General features: G+C 44.3%; 13 protein-coding genes. 7 read left to right on the top strand and 6 right to left on the bottom strand.

What is annotated here, in order from left to right; genetic code table 11:
* Nucleotides 1-165 precede the first annotated feature (165 nt).
* Together JT717_RS02545 and JT717_RS02540 are read left to right on the top strand one after the other, a co-directional pair.
* Nucleotides 166-534: a BlaI/MecI/CopY family transcriptional regulator gene (locus JT717_RS02545; protein ID WP_205508611.1), complete on the top strand. Its 369-nt coding sequence runs from the start codon at nucleotides 166-168 to the stop codon at nucleotides 532-534.
* On the top strand, nucleotides 527-1,858 hold the full coding sequence (locus JT717_RS02540) for a M56 family metallopeptidase (RefSeq protein WP_205508610.1): 1,332 nt from the start codon (nucleotides 527-529) through the stop codon (nucleotides 1,856-1,858). Before JT717_RS02545 ends, JT717_RS02540 begins: the two co-directional genes overlap by 8 nt.
* An 87-nt stretch (nucleotides 1,859-1,945) precedes the next feature.
* Here the strand turns inward: JT717_RS02540 and JT717_RS02535 are convergent, their stop codons facing one another.
* Together JT717_RS02535 and JT717_RS02530 are read right to left on the bottom strand one after the other, a co-directional pair.
* The gene (locus JT717_RS02535) at nucleotides 1,946-2,800 is read right to left on the bottom strand and encodes a polysaccharide lyase (RefSeq protein WP_205508609.1); all 855 of its coding nucleotides are present in this window, start codon (nucleotides 2,798-2,800) and stop codon (nucleotides 1,946-1,948) included.
* Between the two features lie 439 nt (nucleotides 2,801-3,239).
* Nucleotides 3,240-6,143 (bottom strand): triple tyrosine motif-containing protein, encoded by a 2,904-nt coding sequence (locus tag JT717_RS02530; protein ID WP_205508608.1) that lies wholly within the window; start codon nucleotides 6,141-6,143, stop codon nucleotides 3,240-3,242.
* Between the two features lie 134 nt (nucleotides 6,144-6,277).
* On the opposite strand from JT717_RS02530, the gene JT717_RS02525 reads away from it, so the two are divergent.
* The 3 genes from JT717_RS02525 to JT717_RS02515 all read left to right on the top strand — a co-directional run bounded on the left by JT717_RS02525 (nucleotide 6,278) and on the right by JT717_RS02515 (nucleotide 9,860).
* A complete protein-coding gene (locus tag JT717_RS02525; protein WP_205508607.1) occupies nucleotides 6,278-7,660 on the top strand; it encodes a serine hydrolase domain-containing protein in 1,383 nt (460 codons plus the stop codon).
* Nucleotides 7,661-7,877: 217 nt separating this feature from the next.
* Complete coding sequence (locus tag JT717_RS02520) at nucleotides 7,878-8,780, top strand: AraC family transcriptional regulator (protein ID WP_205508606.1); 903 nt, start codon at nucleotides 7,878-7,880, stop codon at nucleotides 8,778-8,780.
* Nucleotides 8,781-9,020: 240 nt separating this feature from the next.
* Nucleotides 9,021-9,860, top strand: coding sequence for an oxidoreductase (locus tag JT717_RS02515; RefSeq protein WP_205508605.1), 840 nt, complete (start codon nucleotides 9,021-9,023; stop codon nucleotides 9,858-9,860).
* 55 nt (nucleotides 9,861-9,915) lie between these two features.
* On the opposite strand, the gene JT717_RS02510 is transcribed toward JT717_RS02515, so the two are convergent.
* Nucleotides 9,916-10,407: an Lrp/AsnC family transcriptional regulator gene (locus JT717_RS02510; RefSeq protein ID WP_240347781.1), complete on the bottom strand. Its 492-nt coding sequence runs from the start codon at nucleotides 10,405-10,407 to the stop codon at nucleotides 9,916-9,918.
* Between the two features lie 126 nt (nucleotides 10,408-10,533).
* Between JT717_RS02510 and JT717_RS02505 the strand changes: the two genes are divergently transcribed.
* A complete protein-coding gene (locus JT717_RS02505; RefSeq protein WP_205508604.1) occupies nucleotides 10,534-11,901 on the top strand; it encodes an MFS transporter in 1,368 nt (455 codons plus the stop codon).
* A 60-nt stretch (nucleotides 11,902-11,961) separates the two neighbouring features.
* On the opposite strand, the gene JT717_RS02500 is transcribed toward JT717_RS02505, so the two are convergent.
* Entirely contained in the window at nucleotides 11,962-15,192 is a 3,231-nt protein-coding gene (locus JT717_RS02500) for a TonB-dependent receptor (protein WP_205508603.1), read from the bottom strand.
* 353 nt (nucleotides 15,193-15,545) lie between these two features.
* On the opposite strand from JT717_RS02500, the gene JT717_RS02495 reads away from it, so the two are divergent.
* Complete coding sequence (locus tag JT717_RS02495) at nucleotides 15,546-16,031, top strand: hypothetical protein (protein WP_205508602.1); 486 nt, start codon at nucleotides 15,546-15,548, stop codon at nucleotides 16,029-16,031.
* 83 nt (nucleotides 16,032-16,114) lie between these two features.
* Here JT717_RS02495 and JT717_RS02490 read toward each other — a convergent pair whose 3' ends face one another.
* Together JT717_RS02490 and JT717_RS02485 are read right to left on the bottom strand one after the other, a co-directional pair.
* Nucleotides 16,115-16,825 carry a LytR/AlgR family response regulator transcription factor gene (locus JT717_RS02490; RefSeq protein WP_205508601.1) on the bottom strand — a complete coding sequence of 237 codons (711 nt, stop codon included), beginning with the start codon at nucleotides 16,823-16,825 and terminating at the stop codon, nucleotides 16,115-16,117.
* A 1-nt stretch (nucleotide 16,826) separates the two neighbouring features.
* Nucleotides 16,827-17,858 (bottom strand): sensor histidine kinase, encoded by a 1,032-nt coding sequence (locus JT717_RS02485; RefSeq protein WP_205508600.1) that lies wholly within the window; start codon nucleotides 17,856-17,858, stop codon nucleotides 16,827-16,829.
* Nucleotides 17,859-17,928: the final 70 nt, after the last annotated feature.

The following is a 17,928-nucleotide window of genomic DNA, read 5'->3' as shown; positions in this document are numbered from 1 at the left end:
GGTGTACAAATTGAGCGAATTGGTACAAAAATGTTCAGCTGACACGCAATTTGCCGCTCCTTAATCATTTGCTTCTCAGTTTACTGCATGTTTTTGGAAAAATAATTTTGTCTGCCTAAAAGTTTAGGCATAATATTGCCTAAGACTTTAGGCAAAACTTCAACTATGAAAAAATTAACGGCTGCCGAAGAGCAGATCATGCAAACACTGTGGAGCCTGGGTGAAGGTGGTTTCATGAAAGATATCTTGGAACACCTGGCCGATACCAAACCCCATTATAATACCGTAGGTACGTTATTAAAGATCCTGGTAGAGAAAAAGTTTGTAGGCGTCAGGAATCCCAATCGCAATAATTTTTATTACCCCCTGGTATCAAAAGAAGAATATTCTGCCAGTGGGATCAAAGCCATCGCCGAAAATTACTTCCAGGGCTCCTATAAAAACGTTGTTTCCTTTCTCGTAGATAAGAAAGAGATGTCGATCGAAGACCTGGAATTCTTATTAAAGCAACTTAAAAAGAAAGGCCATGAATAGCCAAACGATCATGCTGTATGTATTGAAGTCTGTTTTTATTTCAGGCATCTTCCTGGGTTATTACTGGATGGCGCTGCGCAATAAGAACTTCAATTATTATAACCGGTTCTACCTGCTGCTCAGCATCGCCTGCAGTGTAGTAATTCCCTGTTTGCATTTCAACTGGTTTTCTATTGAGCAAAAGGACCTGCCGGTTGCTGTGGAAACACTCGACTTTATTTCAGCGCAAATTGTGCGTACAGGCTCTTCAGCGATATCCTGGCAGGATATGATTTTTTATGCAGCCGCTGGCATCAGCCTGGTGCTGCTGGTGTTGTTTGCCTTCAACATATTCAAAGTATATCAGTTGAAGCGGCGTTCTGCGATCGTTACAATGAACAAGGTCGATGTTATTTATACTGATCTTGAACATGCGCCTTTTTCTTTTCTAAACAATCTTTTTTGGAAAGAATCAATACCGCTCGACGAAGAATATGGGCGGAAGATCTTTAAACATGAGATCACCCACATAGAGCAGAAGCATACCCTGGATCTTCTTTTTTGTCAGATCATCAATGCCGTTCTCTGGTGGAACCCATTTAACTGGCTCATTCAAAAAGAGCTCAAGGCCATCCATGAGTTTATTGCCGATAAAGAGGCTGTAGGCAACAACAATGCGGAAGAATTTGTAAAGCTCCTGTTACAGGCGCATTACGGCAAACATTTTCTCATCCCAACACACGCATTCTATTATTCATCTATTAAACGTCGATTATTTATGTTAACAACAACAAACAAGGCACGATTCAGCCATGTACGAAAATTACTGGTGCTGCCGGTTACTTTGCTGGTACTTGTAACCATGTCAATTTCAACTATTGAAAGCAAAGCCACCAGTATCATTGCACCGATCGTTCCGGAAGCACCTATTACGCTTTTTACGCCCAAAACCACTACGCTTACACCTGCAAAATCGAACAAAGAACCCGTTACCCGTTTACCAAAGACCGATACTACACCTGCACCTGCCAAGGCAAAAGAGCAACAGCTTAAAAAACCAGCAGCCGGTATAATTTATAGGACAACCGATCCCAAAAGCGACGCTTTAACACTTCCAACAGATAAAGTGGTGATCGGAGGAAGGGTGAAAGACGGTAAAAGAGAGATCCCTGCGAACGTATTGTATTATATTAACGGGAAAGCAGTAAGTACCGATGAAGCGGGCCAGTTAAAACCCGAACAGATCAGGTCAATACATGTGTGGAAGGGTGATGATGCCGTTAAAAAATTTGGGGAAGCGGGTGCCAGCGGGGTAATAGAAATTTTCACCAAGGTAACTCCTTAAAGCAATTACAAATAATAAAGATGGGCCGGCGGCAACCGGCCCTTTCTTTTTTGGGTCCTTCTAGTTTAGCAATGGTTAGCGTACGGATCAACTTATTTTATGCACAGACAGGTTATCATAATAAATGTAGCCATCGGTGCTCGATTGCCAATAGGTTTGGCTGCCACCTCGGAATGTATGGAAGCTCACTTGCCTGATCAGGCGTTTGGAGTCGTTGGTAGTCCAACGAATGGCGCGGTCAAGTACAACCGTACCGTCGATCACGATTTGCACATGGCCATCTGTATTACTTCCTGTATTACTTTTGATATACAGATGTACATGATATGTTTGTCCTTTATTCAGGCTGCCGCTTGAAGGATATGATTTTCCGAATGTATCGCCATACTGACCAGGCTGGTCTCTATAATAAATATAGGGTTGAAAGAACACACGGCCGGCATCTGTCTGGTACCACATTAGCCGTAAGCTGCCGCCATTGCCATCCCAACCGGGATCGCCGCCTGTATTGCCATCACCCACGAGGAAGCCAAAACCAATTTTACCGCCGCGGCTAAAATCGAACTGGCTGTGAAATCTTACATCATAATCCAGTTCATAGGCGCTGCCATCTGAAACGTCGATATTACCTATAACACCACCTGCACCGGACAATGCATTTTTCAACAATTTTATCCGGCAGGTGCCTCCCGAGATCCAGGTACGTGTATCGTTCCACCCACTGATATTGCCAAAATCGGCAGCAGCGGCGGAGCTTGTGTACACGCCATCGGCGTGGTTGTTCCAGTTCACTGAAAAGGTGCTGTTGATCGCTTCGGTATTTACCGTAGCATTGGTTGTTTCCTGTTGTTGATCGTTGGTATCAATGCCTGTTTTTTTACAAGCGGTTACCAGCAATCCAACTGTTAAGGTCACTAGACCTGCTTTGAGTAGGCTTTGCATGTTTTCAATTTTTAAGGTTAGAGAAAGCGTTCATATCATAAATAATACTATATACCTTTTGTCCCTTGCGTAAACACGCGGGGGCGAACACGTCGCTTATACTACGGGTGTTACTGATGAATTGCTGGGGTCGTAAAAAATTGCAATTGCACTTGCCGGCTCCTTTGGCAACAAGTGGTGTTAAACTGTCTGTGTGGGCAGATAGAAAATGGGGAATAAACAGGCATGACAGGATAACCAAAGACAATCGTTTTTGACGCATATGGCAGCAGTTTGGTTATATGTCTGCAAAAATGCGAATAAAGCCCTGCGAGGTCCAAAATCAGGGGTACGTCAAAACCTCTACAATGGAAAACATTATTAATGACTATCAGTAAGTTGTATATAGATGATCAAAAACCGGCCACGCGACCGCGGAGAAATGTCTAAAAAACAGCTGTTATCCGGCTATCGACATTAAATAATCATATAAACTGGTATCATTGCTGGTTAAGCCAAGTTTTTTACGCAGGCGGTAGCGGCCGGTTTCCACACCGCGGATGGAAATGCTCATCAGGTGGGCGATCTCTTTGGTAGTTAAATTCAGGCGCAGGTAGGCGGCCAGTTTTAATTCGGTGGGTGTAAGATCGGGCCATTGCTCTTTTAATTTTTTTAAAAAATTCGAGTGCACCTGGTCGAAGTGTTCCGTAAATTGTTCCCACTCCCGCGTTAGATCCAGTTCACTGTCGATGAGTCGGATGATCTTTTGCAGCTCTTTTGACCCGGCTCTGAACTCTTCATTGTTCTTAAAACCGCTCAGGTCGTCTTTTATTTTTGAAAAGATCTCCATCTTTCGAACCAGGTTCATCGCCGTGGAAGCTAGCTGCGAATTTTTATATTCGATATCAGCCTGTAGTTTTTCGTTTTTTAATTGAATGATCTCTTTTTCCCGTTTACCCATTTGCAGCTCATGCTGCATTTGCAATTGCTTTTGTTCCTCTGCATAACGTTGCTGTTGTTGCATCAATTTCAACGCTTCGCGCTTCCGGTATTTCCACTGCTGCCTTTTATAAAACCAGTACAACAATGCAAAAGACACCGCTCCATATAATAAATAGGCCCACCAACTGCGATACCAGGGTGGTAAGATCGTGAAGGAAAAGCTGGCAACCGGTGATTCATTTTCGATATTGTTCCTGCTTTTTACGTGAAACACATACTTCCCGGGCGGAAGGTTAGTATACTCTTTTTCTGTTTTCCGGTTCCAGTCACTCCAACCTGAATCAAATCCCTCTAAAAAATAACTATATGTGATGTTTTGCTGCTGCCCATAGATCATTGCACTGCATTCAAAATGCAGCGAATTGGAAGCATAGGGAATGGACGGCGTAGAAAGCGATGCTGTTGTTCCTGTATAACCGCCGTAGATAAGGTCTTCTTTTTTAGCAGCCACCTGTACCAGTCTTATCAGCGTGGTAAAGAAATGCCGGGTCTTTTTATACTGTGCATAATTCAGATGAAAGAAACCTTTCTCTGCAGCTATCAGTACATTACTGCTGTCGATGATATTAATGTGCTCAAAGCCATTGCTCATGATCCTGTCATCCAGTTCAGGAATATATACGAGCCGGTAACTGCCGTTTATCTTTTCAGCCACTCCTACCCTTTTGCGGCTACAAAACCAGATATTGCCTGCCTGATCATCTTTCAGATAATCTATAGGTATATCCCCAAAAAGTTTTCTGAAATACGCCGATGGCTTAAAATCATTGATGGCATCATCGAATTCAAATATACCATTGTCGGTAGTTAACACCATGCGGCCGGCGATGCGGTACAGGTGGTTGTGGTTTTGGGATAAGATCTTCTTTTTATCAATATAGTTGGCTACCACCGGCTGGTTCATTGCATTGAAAGAGACCATATATAATCCTTTATAAGGATGGATGGCCCAGATAATATTTTTATGCTTTACCACGTAGCGGGCCGATTCAAACCGAACGGCCACATTGTGGTTGATGATGCGTTTGTTCGTGTAATTATAAAAGTTAATGCCGTTATAGGTCCCGGCCAGAATCACCGAATTGGAAACACTGTCGTATAAAGGAAGAAAGATCCAGAAACCGCTTTTGCTGTCAAAAACGGTTGCCTTATTGTCATTGACCACAAAAGCACCCAGGGTATGTCCCATGAATAAGGTTCCGTTTACCTTCGATAAATTCCATACTTGGCCTTTTGAATTTTCAACCAGGGAAAAAGCGCTTTTTGCATAACTGAGATCTGTGCCTGCAAGGGGAAGATCGGCTTTGAACAATCCAGTGGTCAGGCCCAGGTATAAACGGTTATTATGAATAATGGACGTGTACCCGGTGCTGTGGTCACCCGGTTCGGGAAAGATATTTTTGATCGCATTATTATAGGTGACGAGGTCGATACCATTGTCAAGGCCCAGCCACAGGTTCTGGTCTTTATCTATAAACAGGCTGTGCACATTATTATTTTGAATGCCTTCATTTTTGGAAAGCCGCTGAATGAAATTTCCTTTCCGGTCAATGATGATACAGCCACCGAGGTTGGTGTTCAATGCAATTTTATCGGGCGATAAGAGACAGGCGCCAAAAATATTATGAGCGGCTATTGCTTTGATATCGGGGGTAACAAATGGTTTGATAACATCGCCTTTCAATATAAATAATCCATGTGATATGGAAGTGAGCAGCAGACTGTCGTTGCCGAGGTTTGTCACCGATCTTATCTGAATATCTGCAGGCAAGGTTCCGGTTCTTATGCGGGGCAACCATTGACCGTTGTTATAATATACCAGTCCAAGATCATATTCATAAGCCAGCAGCTGATTATTGGCATATCCTAAAAACCGCCAGTGCATACTATTATAGGTCTTAACCGTGCCATTCCCATATTCAAAGATCTTTCTGTAGGCATGAAAAAAAATGCGATCCTGTACTATCTGTATGGTCCATACGTCGGCAAAATCATTGTCTGCTTTCAACTGTTTACTAAGTGATGTATACACGAGTTCACCTTCTTGACCGGGAGAGAAATAACCGAACTCCTGCTGTCCGCCTACATATATCCTGTCGTTCTTATCAATGGCCAGGGAGCGTACAATGGTGGCATTGGGAATGCGATAGGTTCGCCAGAAAGTACCGTCGAAGGTCAGAAGCCCATAGTTATTGGCGAAATACATAATTCCGCGGCTGTCCTGGGCTATATGCCAGTTTTGCTGGCCGGCATTATAATCCTGCCGGAAGTAGTTTGTAATATTTGGAATACCGATCGTATTCTGGGCAAATAGAACATGCCCAAGGCACAGTACCATCCATAACACCAGCAGTTTTCTCATATGCAAGCAGGCCTTTTAGCGATAAAAATAATAAGTTTAATGCAACGGAACGCCTGGTTAAGGTGCCCTACAAAATTTTCCCGTTGGAAAACAATAATGCTCTATTTTTCATTATTTATTTGAAAAATGATTCCATGCGCCTGCAGAAAATGATACTCCGCGTCCTATGCCTGATGTTGTTGTTGCTATTGGCTCTCGGCATCTGGTATGCCTGGCGGGCGCTTCCCATTATCAGCGGTTTTGGCGCCAAGAACATGGCTTCTGCGGTTTACCTGCAGCATCGTGACCCGGCCAGTGTATTACGGGAAGAACTGGCTTTTTTCCCGGTTTCATTGGGCAGTTTTACGGTTAACAAAGAGGACTCTTCTGTTACAGGATCTGTTTGGGGGCTTGCTAAGCGAAAAGCTATATACAGAGCCGGTGTGGGCTGTACGCTGGTAAATGATCTTACGGAAACGGCCATCAGAAACCAACAATTTAATCTACCTGCTATCCCTGCGCAAAACCGGGACAGCATTCCCTGGCCGTATGGGGATAAGATCGCAGACAGCATACCTGCCGGTGTTGATACGGCCGCTTTGCAAAGGGCGATTGACCGGGTTATGCTGGCAAACACCAAAAAAGGGAAACCCGCTTTTACCCGGGCATTCCTGGTGGTGTATGATGGTAAAATAATAGGTGAACGGTATGCCCCGGGTTTTGATAAAAATTCTGTGATGATCGGCTGGTCAATGAGTAAGAGCCTAACTGCGGCCGTTATAGGCGTTCTCACAAAAGCCGGAAAATTAAATCCTGATGCGCCGGCCCCTGTGCCTGAATGGAAAAATACCAATAAGGAAAAGATCACCCTGCGGCAATTGTTACAACAAACTTCGGGTCTGGACTTCGCCGAGGATTATGGTTCTCCGAGTGAAGCTACTGACATGTTGTTCAAGCGGGGCGACATGGCCGCTTTTACCGCCAACCTGCCTTTAAAATTTCAACCTGGCACCATTTTCAATTATTCCAGTGGCAATGCCAATATTCTCAGCAGGATCATCCGCCATACCGTAGGCGATGCGGCCTATGCCGCCTTTCCCTACCAGGCCTTGTTCCATAAAATAAATATGTATTCGCTCTGCCTGGAACCCGATGCTTCCGGCACGTATATCGGTTCCTCGTATAGTTATGCCACTGCCCGCGACTTCGCCCGGTTTGGCTTATTATATTACAATAATGGGCAATGGAACGGGGAACAGCTGTTGCCGGAAAACTGGGTTCGCGAAACGGTTAAACCAGCGGCCGCCAATAAACAGCAGCGTTATGGTTACCAGTTCTGGCTGAATGGCATCGGTGATAAAGATCCTGCCAAACGATGGTTCCCTGACGCGCCGGCGGATATGTTCTTTGCCGACGGTTTTGGCGGACAAAATATTTTCATCATTCCTTCCAGAAAGCTGATCGTCGTTCGCCTGGGGGTGAATACTATTGATGAAAATAAATATCTTAAAGAAGTGATGCAGGCGATTAAGAACTGATCTTCCTGGCCGGGTAAACGGCCTTCCTTCCCCACGTCTTTTTAATACGGCGCCCGTTTTTTTTCGGGAAATGTCTGCTAAACGGTGCTATATTGTTTGAATTTTGCAATTTTTTGTTTGAATCCTATAAAGGAATGGCATTGCGGTTGTTGTAATTTTATAATGTGAAGGAATGAAACGGGGGATCAGGACACCATCCAATTTTTAAACTTAGTATATGGCAAAGACGGAAACGCTGGAAGATTTTTACCGCCATAAGATGAACTGGTTACCGGAAAATCTTAAAAAAGATATCGGGCATTTCAATGTATTCAGAGTAGAAGATTGTGTGGGCCCGGGTAAAGCGCCGGTTGCCTATACGCGGCGTGATTATTATAAGATCTCCCTCATGCAGGGCCCTTATGTATATCATTATGCAGATAAAAGCATTGAAGTATCCGGTTCAACACTTATCTTTTTCAACCCAAATGTGCCTTATACATTCGAGTGTTTAACAGATAACCCTAAAGGATACTTCTGCATTTTCAGGGAAGAATTTTTCACGGAACGCATTCGCGGCGGCATCAAAGACCTGCCCATGTTTGTTGTGGGTAATAACAAACCCAGTTATTCGCTCGACAAAACACAGGACGCATTTGTAAGCCAGATCTTCGAAAAAATGGCGGATGAAATAAGATCTGATTATGTGTACAAATACGACCTGATACGCAATTATATTATGGAGATGGTCCATTATGCGTTGAAGATGCAGCCAACCGAAACATTGTACCAGCATACTGATGCCAATGCCCGCATCACAGCTGTATTTACAGAATTACTTGAACGGCAGTTTCCCATTGAATCGCCCACCCAACGTTTTACATTACGTTCAGCGCGCGATTTTGCCGAACAACTGGCTGTACATGTGAACCATCTTAACCGCGCTATCCGCCTCACTACCGGCAAAACCACTACCGAGCATATATTTGACCGTATTATCAGTGAGGCGAAAGTATTATTAAAGCACACCGACTGGAATATTTCTGAGATCGGGTATTGCCTGGGCTTTGAAGAACCTGCGCACTTCAATCATTTCTTCAAGAAACAAACCAGCATGACACCCAGTGCGTTCAGAAATTAAGTTCATAACTTTTATATCTATAGAAGCCCTCTGGTAAAGCCGGGGGCTTTTTTGTTTGTAACAGCATTCAGCGACACTGTACAATTCAAACATTCTAACGCTAACAAACATTGTTTGATTTATACAATTATCTGTTTGAAAGCCGTAATAATGCAGGGCCTGCGCAGCTATAACTTTGTATCATCAGTTCATGAACGACACTAACAAATTACAGAATCAAAACAATTAAACAGGTTCAAAATGAAAAATAAGATCTGGTTCGTTACAGGCGCTTCAAAAGGATTAGGCCTGGCCCTGGTTAAAAAATTATTACAGGAAGGATACCGCGTAGCCGCTACCTCGCGTAACCTGGAAGAGCTTAAAAAAGCAGTAGGTGTTAACAGCGACAGCTTCCTTCCCCTGGCTGTTGATGTGAAGAATGAAAAAAGTGTTGAAAAAGGGGTTTGGGACACCATCGCACATTTTGGCGCCATTGACGTAGTAGTAAATAATGCGGGTTATGGCTTAACTGGCAGCCTTGAAGAATTATCTGATGAAGAAGTACGGCAGAATTTCGACATCAATGTCTTTGGCGTATTACATGTGATTCGCAAAGTGCTTCCCTATATGCGCAAACAAAAAAGCGGCCACTTCTTTAACATCGCTTCCATTGGCGGTTTTACCGGCGAGTTCCCCGGCTTTGGCAGCTATATAGCTACCAAGTTTGCGATGCATGGATTCTCCGAATCACTAGCAGCTGAATTAAAACCCTTTGGCATTACTGTATCCATCGTGTCGCCCGGATATTTCAGAACGGAGTTCCTCGATGCTTCACTGGCAGTTCCCAAAAATGAGATCGCTGATTACAAACTGGTGCGCGAGGTACAACAGGTACATCAAAATGATTACAATCACAACCAGCCCGGTGATCCGGTAAAGGCAGCGGCTGTAATGATTGAAATTGCAGAGCAAAAGCAACCACCATTACATGTATTCCTGGGCAGGGATGCCTACCAGTTGGCTGAAGCCAAAATCAAATCCGTTCAGCAGGATATGGCTGCGGTGAAAGAACTGGCTACAGCTACGGACATCGATGAATAAGAAGCAGCAAGTGGATGAATAAAAAGTCCTCCCCTATTTTGGGAGGACTTTTTCATTATAACAGTTGATGCGTGTCTTTCAGAATACCCATTACAAAAATGCTTTGGGTATGGCTGATACCCTTGATCATGCTTAGTTTATGTAAATAAAAGTCATGATAGGTTTCCATATTCTCTGAAACTATCTTCAGCATAAAGTCAAACTGGCCGGAAATATTATAACACTCCAACACTTCCGGGAAAGCGGTCACCGCATCAATAAAAACCTTTGCAACCTTACGATTATGCTCTTTCAGGGAAATATAACAGATGACCATAATGCCCTTTTGCACTTTCCGATGGTCGACCAGGGTGGCATATTGCTTAATAACGCCGTTGGCTTCCATGCGTTTTATGCGTTCGTGCACCGGTGTTGCGCTCAGGTGAATACTGGCCGCAATTTCGCGCACCGTTAACTTAGCATTCTGTTGTAACAACCTGAGTATTGCAATATCCTTATCATCCAGAGTAATAGCAGCAGTGGCCGCTTGTTCTTTTTTTGCTGGCATACGTATAGAAATCTATTTACTTGTTCTATTTGGCAAGGTAAAAGTAAACATTTGTTCTAATTTATTATTTATTAACCGTACAAATAAACATATAAATAGTTTTGCATAGAACAATGCAGGGTACCGATGCGAAGAAAACAGATCATACTTATTGTAGCTTCAACGGCTATATTTTTTGAAGCGCTGGATATTGCGATTCTCAACCTGGCCATTCCTTCAATGCAGCAGCAGTTCCGGTTAGATGCAGAAACCATTCAATGGGTGCAAACCGTGTATGTGCTTTTCTATGGTGGCTTCCTGGTCATTGGTGGAAAACTCTGCGATACCCTTGGGCGGAAAAACATTTTTATGGCAGGCGCCGGACTTTTCTTATTTACTTCCCTTGGAGCAGGTCTTTCCGGAAATTTTCTCCTGCTCACCGCATTCAGGGCATTGCAAGGGCTGGCTGCCGCCATGGTAATGCCTTCGGCATTGTCTATTATTACAAATACATTTACAGACCCGGCAGAACGTAACCGCTCCATCAGTATTTTCAGTTCCTTTGCCGCCATTGGTTCTGGTTGTGGTCTGGCCCTGGGCGGCATTGTGGCTACCTATATGGGCTGGCAATGGATCTTCTTCATCAATGTACCGGTGATCACCGTAGCCCTGATCCTGGCTTACCGGTTCATCGATAAAGATGTTGTGAACAAGCATCAACAATTTCCCGATATAGTATCCAGCATGCTGCTTACTATAAGTATCGTGTTGATCTCCTACGTGGTACACCATTTACCTGACTTCTCGAAAAATCATAAACAGTTACTTTTATGTATGGCAGTGATCGCAGCCGCCTTGTTCTTATTCCTGCGCCGCGAACGCAGCCGGAAACAGCCATTGATCGATTTTACTATTTTTAAAGGTACGGGCACCCTCACCGGCAATGTGATCACCATTTTGTTGGGTGCTTTCTTCTTAAGCTACCTCTTCCTGCTAACCCTCGTATTGCAGCATAATATGCATTTCACCGCAGCACGCGCCGGTTTGCTGTTGTTTCCCTTCAGTTTGTGTTCATTCCTGGTATCGCGTTATATGGTACCCGCCCTGTTCAAAAGGATGACGGTACTGCAAACGGGTATCCTGGGTATGTGCCTGATGTTTACCGGCGCCCTGTTGTTAATGGCCGCGCTTTTGTTTGATCATAATCTGGTGTTGATCCTCTTATCAATTGCCTGTGTTACCGGCAGTGGCATGTCGGTTTGTTATCCCAGCTTAACGGCACTGGCCATACGGGATATTCCCGATGCCCAGCAAGGTGTGGCGGCGGGCATCTGCACAACTTCTTACTTTATCGGCGCTGGCCTGGGTCTGTCCCTGCTGGCGCTTGGCATGCAGTTATTAACCGCATCCACCGACACGATAGATCATATTCCGGTCTTGCTGCTTGGTTGTTTTGCCTTGCCGGGCGTAATATGGTTATTACTGGTAAGGAAGAAAATACCGGGCAACGCCTGAAAAAGATACGTGCCCTGCCGGAACCATGGCACGCATACGCTAAGCGTTCCGCATTTGTCGTTAAAAAGTATACCTTAATCCAATCTGCATTTGCCAGCGCGATTGAAGATCGGGACTGGTAATGAAGGTGGATCTTAATGAAGGATCGAACTGATAAACAGGCGAATTATTATTATAGCTTACAGACAATGGCTGGAAGTAGCCCGAGGTGGTTGCATATTTCACTACGCCCCAATTGCTGTTCAGCAAATTACCGATGTTTACAAAATCGATACTTAATTGCAGCGTTGATGGTTTCTTTTTGGGATTTAAAATAAGGTCCTGCAGAATGCGCAGATCAACCTGCCCTATCCATGGATTCTCTCCGCCATACTTTTCCGTGTATTCGCCCCGGCGCTCACTGAGGTATTTATCGTTGGCAAGATAATTCCTTAATGCAGTACGTTGTGCTGCCGCATCCTGCACATTGCCGTTCACATCGATCAGGGGCGAAAATTGCATGTTATCGATCTCTGCATCCGTAGGTACATACAAAAGGTCGTTGGTACCTGTTCCATCGTTATTGATATCTCCACCATATACATACGCAAAGCGGTTGCCTGAATTCCAGGAACCAAACAGGGAAACCGTAGTAGCAAGCCGTTCCGTATACGTGAACTTCTTTGAAAAGGCGGCCACAATGCGATGCGTATTGCCATACAGCGAACGCGACAAAACCGCCTCATTCGCATTATTGAGAATAGGATTTCTGTCAAAAGCGTCACTCGAAATTTCTGCAGAAATGGAACTGGCGTCTTTTGCCGTCAAATAGTTATACCCTACCATGGCGTATAACCCGTTTCCAAAAAACTGCTGCGCCTGAAAAGTTCCATTCAACTGGTAACCTACACTGGTATTGGTAAATACATAGGCATTCGCAGTACCCTGGTCGCTTGTCAGGTAGATCCTGCGCCTGTCGCCCGTTCCCGAATTCAAAGTACCACTGGGTATACCTAATTTATAGTTCCGCACCATCATGCCGTTCACATCTTTGGTGTAAGCGAGGTCAACGGTAAATATGGTGCCGAACGGCATCCTAATATCGGTTCCCAGGTTTGAACGCCATACCTGGGGCCACTTAAAATCACGATCGGTTACATTGTAGAAAAAGCTATAAGGATTGCCTATGTGGTTGCCGAGCCACACAAATGGGAAACGGCCGGTAAACAAACCTGATCCACCACGCACCTGGATGGTCTTATCGCCCATGACATCCCAGTTAAAGCCAAAGCGGGGTGAGAACAAGGGCTTTCTTTCTGGGAACTTCGTATTGTCAACATCCCTACCGGGACCGTTGCTGACCCGCCTGCCATCTTTGTCGAATAAAATAAGGCTATCTCTGTTAGGTAAAGTAGGTTCTCCTTCATCAAACTTGCCGGAAAAACTGCCATCTGCATTCATAATAGGATTCCGGTAGCTGGCGTTGAAATAAAAAGGTATATCCATCCGCAGACCCAATGTCAACCTTAAATTATTAGTTGCCTGCCATTCATCCTGCAAATAAGCAGACAGCTGCCCTACGGTTAAATAGTACCAGGTCCATTGTTGGGCAATACCCCGGTTGCGTGCGTATGCCACATCAACATCAAGCGGGTAAGCGCCAAACACGTAATTTCCGCTGACCGGCACACTATCGATAAAGGTCCTAATATCGGCTTCTGAAAAGAGAGTTGCATTATAGCCGGTTAAATTAAAAGAGTTGGCAAATTTGAATGACTCAAAGGAAGCGCCTGCGGTAACCGTGTGGTTGGCAAAAAACATATTGAAATTATTGGTCACCTGGAATGCATCCTGGTTCAGGCGGTTATTGATTGAAAACGGTTCATGGCCTGCAATGATATAGCGCACGCCATTCTTCGTAATATTAATAACAGGGAACGGTGAGGAAAATGGATTGCGTTTGTCGCGGAAGGTAGTGTACACCACCCGCAATTTATTGGCATAGTCGCTGCGGAAATTCGATTTCAGTTCTGCTCCAAATGACTGCAGTTTGTTTACCATTTCATAGCCTGAATTCCTGAATTGCAAGGTTGTAAAATCGGGCCCACGCCTTCCAATGGCACTGGGATGCGCCGGTTTGTCCTTACTGGCATCGAGGCCATTATAAGTGAATGAGAGGCGGTGATTGGCGTTTATGTTCCAGTCGGCCTTGATCAGCCATTTATAATTTGTTTGGTCGAGGGTATAATTTTGATAGGGACCTGTTTGGTAATTGAATTTTGATTGCAGGATGGAGCTCACCTGTTGCAGGTCCGATTCCAGCACCCTGCTGGTATTGGTCTTTCCAACATTTGTGCTGTTTTGGGCTACATAGGATGAGGCCTGATCGCTCCGCTGTTCCGTTTCAAAACTTATAAAATAGAACAACTTGTCTTTTATAACGGGGCCGCCTAATGCAAAGCCGGCCTGCAATTGTTTCAGATCGGGCAATACCAGTTTATTCTTTTCTGTTTTTGAACCGGTTAGGGATTCGTTCCGGTAAAAGCCATATACTGTACCTGTAAAATTGTTATTCCCTGACCTGGTAACGGTATTTATGCCTGCACCCGTGAAGCCCGCCTGAGTAACATCATAAGGTGCTATATTCACCTGGATCTGATCAATGGCGTCCAGGGAAATGGGCTGGGCATTGGTTTGCCCACCGGGCGTTGGTGCATCCAAGCCGAATGGATTATTGAAAACAGCGCCATCCAGGGAAAAATTATTGTATTGTCCATTACGGCCGGCAAAAGAAAGTCCATTATAAGTGAACGAGGCAGATGGGGTAAGCCTGATATAATCATCGGCAGAACGGGAAATGGTAGGCAGGGCGCGGATCAGTCGGCTGTTGATATTCGTGGAAGCGCCGGTCTTTTTGTTATCAAAGATGGCCGACCTGCCCGTGACCGTTATCTGCTGCAGTTCGGCAGCTTTTTCCTTTAGCTGAATGTTGACGGAGTTATCCTGCCCCAGCTCGAGGAATACATTGTCAACAACCGATTGTTGAAAATTTATAAAGGTGACCGTCACCCTGTATGGACCACCCACCCGCAGGTTCGGAACCGTAAACCGGCCATCGGCTCTTGTAGCCAGCGACTGTTTGAAACCGGCATCGGCATATTCAACTACTACTGTTGCCGATGGCAGCGGTGCGCCTTTGGGATCTTTAACGATACCGCTGAGTGTGGCGGTAGTAACCTGGGAATATAAAACCGGTGGGCATATCGAAAATAAGAGCAGCAAAATAATCGCATGCTTTGCATCATGTCTCATAGCAGTTGTTTTTTGTTTATGAATACCAGTCTGACTTACTGATCATTTAGTACATTGAAGGACGGGCATCGGGGGTATGCGACTAATCAGTTCTTTTCAATGGCCCGGCATAAACGATACAGATTAAATAAGCCGCGGATTTTTACAGAAGGTAGCTGCCAGATTTACAAATAGATAAGAAGATTTTCCGTTCACCTGTTTCGGGATTCACGATCCGGGCAGTCTGATATTAACAGTATCCTAATTTAAGTAAAATAAATTGATTCAACCGGTTAATTCTAGCAAGGATTTTGTATATATGAGAGCGCCGCCCTGTAAGCTGCAGGCTGCGCGCCCCTCAAAAAATCACTAATATGAAAAAGATCTGTTTTTTATTTGCTTTCCTTTGCCTGGCCGCTGTTTCCATGGCTCAGTTAAAAGCAACCGTTACCTGCCCCCCATTTGAAGTAGATATCCTGGATGGAAAAGTAAATGGTTTCAAAGCCAATACCATTGCCGGCCAGATCAAAGGCAAATGGCCTTGTTTCAGCAGTACGACTACCGACACCGCCAAATGCGGCGAAGGCGTATTTTATAAAGACAAAGGCATTTCGTTTTATACCGGCAGGGATTATATAGAGATCAAGGAAGGCTTTAAAGGTAAACTCAGTGTTCCCTTACTGGGAGCGGCCCGCGGAAGTTTATTCAAAACATTAGGTAATCCCAAAATGAAAGACGCCAGCTGGGATGCTTATCAAACCTCTTATGGCACCCTGGTCTTACATTATAACAAAGCCAACAAAGTGCGGTTGATTCAGTTCAGTACGAATGGAACGGAGACCCTACAATTGTGCGAATAACTCTTTAACAATAAGCGACCAGTAAATGGCGGGCAGGGAAGCATTGACTAAACCCTGCCCGCCATTAATATTTATGCTGTTATTTAAACACTGAGCACCCGAAGGAATTGTTGCTTATAATTCCGGCCGATAGGCAATGAAATAGATTGCACGTTCACTTCTTCGTTATTATAGCTTACAATTTTATCGACTGAGACGATATACGATTTATGGATGCGCACAAACTTGTTCTCCGGCAACTTCTCTTCCATATAACCAATGCGTTGGTAGGTGATCACACTGCGGCCGGACGTTACTATTTTTACGTAGTCTTTAATGCTTTCGATGTAGATGATCTCATTTAAAAAGATCTTCACCAGTTCCTTGTTCACTTTAAAATACATATAGGCCTTCTCAAAGGCCTCTTCTTTATTGTCAACAGCAGCCGGTTGCTTTAGTACATTATATTGGTGATATTTTGAAATAGATTTCAGGAAACGCTCAAAGGATACCGGCTTTACGAGGTAATCAAGCACATCTAGCTCAAACCCTTCCACCGCAAACTCCCGGTAGGCGGTTGTTAGTATTATTCGCGGCCGCTCCTGCAGGGATTTAATAAGTTCCAGGCCATTCATCCGCGGCATTTGAATATCGAGAAAAAGTATATTGACCGGGTATTTTTGAATAAAGGCAAATGCTTCCAATGCATTACCGCACTGGCCGGTGATCTCGAGATCATCCATTTTTTCTATATAGGATGCCAACAGCTCCCGGGCAGGAGGTTCGTCATCAACTATCAGGCACTGTATTTTCACATCAGCGTTTTTTAATTTTAAGGATTGTAAGGAACGACTGGCCTTCGCTCATGCATTTAAATTCATGCCGGTCGGGATAAATTATCTCCAGCCGCTTTTTCACATTTTCCATGCCTATGCCTTTGTAAACAGCATGACCGTTCAGGGTATCTGACACCCGGCTGTTCTCTATTTTAACGGTAAGCCAGTCATCTTTTACCGACAGGTCGACGCGGATCCAGCTATTGCCCACATCATTGCTCACACCATGTTTAAAACTGTTCTCTACCAGCGGCAATATCAGCAAGGGCGGGATGGTGAACTGATCAACGGAATCGAAACAGTTTACGGAAACATCCAGGCGCTCACCATACCGGATCTTTTCCAGCTCAATATAATTGTGAATGTATTCCAGCTCCTTGCTTACCGGAATGAATTCCTGGCGGCTATCGTATAACATATAGCTTAACAAAGACGACAACCGGTATATAAGGTCAGAAGTTCGCGGACTGTTTTTCAGTGACAGCGAATAAATATTATTCAGCGTATTGAAAATAAAATGTGGTTGTACCTGGTTCTTCAGTAATTCCAGCTGAGCAACCGCTTTATCGCGCTGCAGTTCCTGCGCCAGCCGTTGCTGTTCGTACCAGGCCCGCAAAAAATAAAACATGGTATACAGCGCTACGATCAGGTAGATATTAACCGCTTCAATAATTAGCTTGGGCGGGAACAGGAATGGTTGATTCCAATGGGTATTATAAAAAGTAGGATAGGTATAAAAATAATTGAAAGAGCGCCGTGCAAGGGTAAACACGATCACGCTTACTATAAACCAGATACGGAATTCCACCAGCCTTTTCTTCAGCAGAAATTTCTTTATTAGAATTTGGGTAGTAAACCAGGTTGCCAGCGCGGCAATGGGTACAATAACACAGGCATTTATAAAATAACGGTAATATTCATTGGAGATGGTAGCCTGCCCTATCCACTCGTACAAAAAGTAAAGCAGCCAAAATAAAACTCCTAACCTGACATTGCTTTTATTGTAATTCATACCCCCGAAATTCTCTTCTAAATTACCTTTAAATCAACAAAATGCTTTGAATTCTTAGACAAACGACCGA

Source organism: Longitalea arenae (genome assembly GCF_016924755.1).
GTDB lineage: Bacteria > Bacteroidota > Bacteroidia > Chitinophagales > Chitinophagaceae > Niastella > Niastella arenae.
The sequence above is the reverse complement of the archived record's forward strand: the minus strand, read 5'-3'. Positions and strand labels throughout refer to the sequence as shown.

Coding starts and splice junctions, on each gene's coding strand:
- JT717_RS02545 (WP_205508611.1), top strand. CDS start 166: ATGAAAAAATTAACGGCTGCCGAAGAGCAGATCATGCAAACACTGTGG.
- JT717_RS02540 (WP_205508610.1), top strand. CDS start 527: ATGAATAGCCAAACGATCATGCTGTATGTATTGAAGTCTGTTTTTATT.
- JT717_RS02535 (WP_205508609.1), bottom strand. CDS start 2,800: ATGCAAAGCCTACTCAAAGCAGGTCTAGTGACCTTAACAGTTGGATTG.
- JT717_RS02530 (WP_205508608.1), bottom strand. CDS start 6,143: ATGAGAAAACTGCTGGTGTTATGGATGGTACTGTGCCTTGGGCATGTT.
- JT717_RS02525 (WP_205508607.1), top strand. CDS start 6,278: ATGCGCCTGCAGAAAATGATACTCCGCGTCCTATGCCTGATGTTGTTG.
- JT717_RS02520 (WP_205508606.1), top strand. CDS start 7,878: ATGGCAAAGACGGAAACGCTGGAAGATTTTTACCGCCATAAGATGAAC.
- JT717_RS02515 (WP_205508605.1), top strand. CDS start 9,021: ATGAAAAATAAGATCTGGTTCGTTACAGGCGCTTCAAAAGGATTAGGC.
- JT717_RS02510 (WP_240347781.1), bottom strand. CDS start 10,407: ATGCCAGCAAAAAAAGAACAAGCGGCCACTGCTGCTATTACTCTGGAT.
- JT717_RS02505 (WP_205508604.1), top strand. CDS start 10,534: ATGCGAAGAAAACAGATCATACTTATTGTAGCTTCAACGGCTATATTT.
- JT717_RS02500 (WP_205508603.1), bottom strand. CDS start 15,192: ATGAGACATGATGCAAAGCATGCGATTATTTTGCTGCTCTTATTTTCG.
- JT717_RS02495 (WP_205508602.1), top strand. CDS start 15,546: ATGAAAAAGATCTGTTTTTTATTTGCTTTCCTTTGCCTGGCCGCTGTT.
- JT717_RS02485 (WP_205508600.1), bottom strand. CDS start 17,858: ATGAATTACAATAAAAGCAATGTCAGGTTAGGAGTTTTATTTTGGCTG.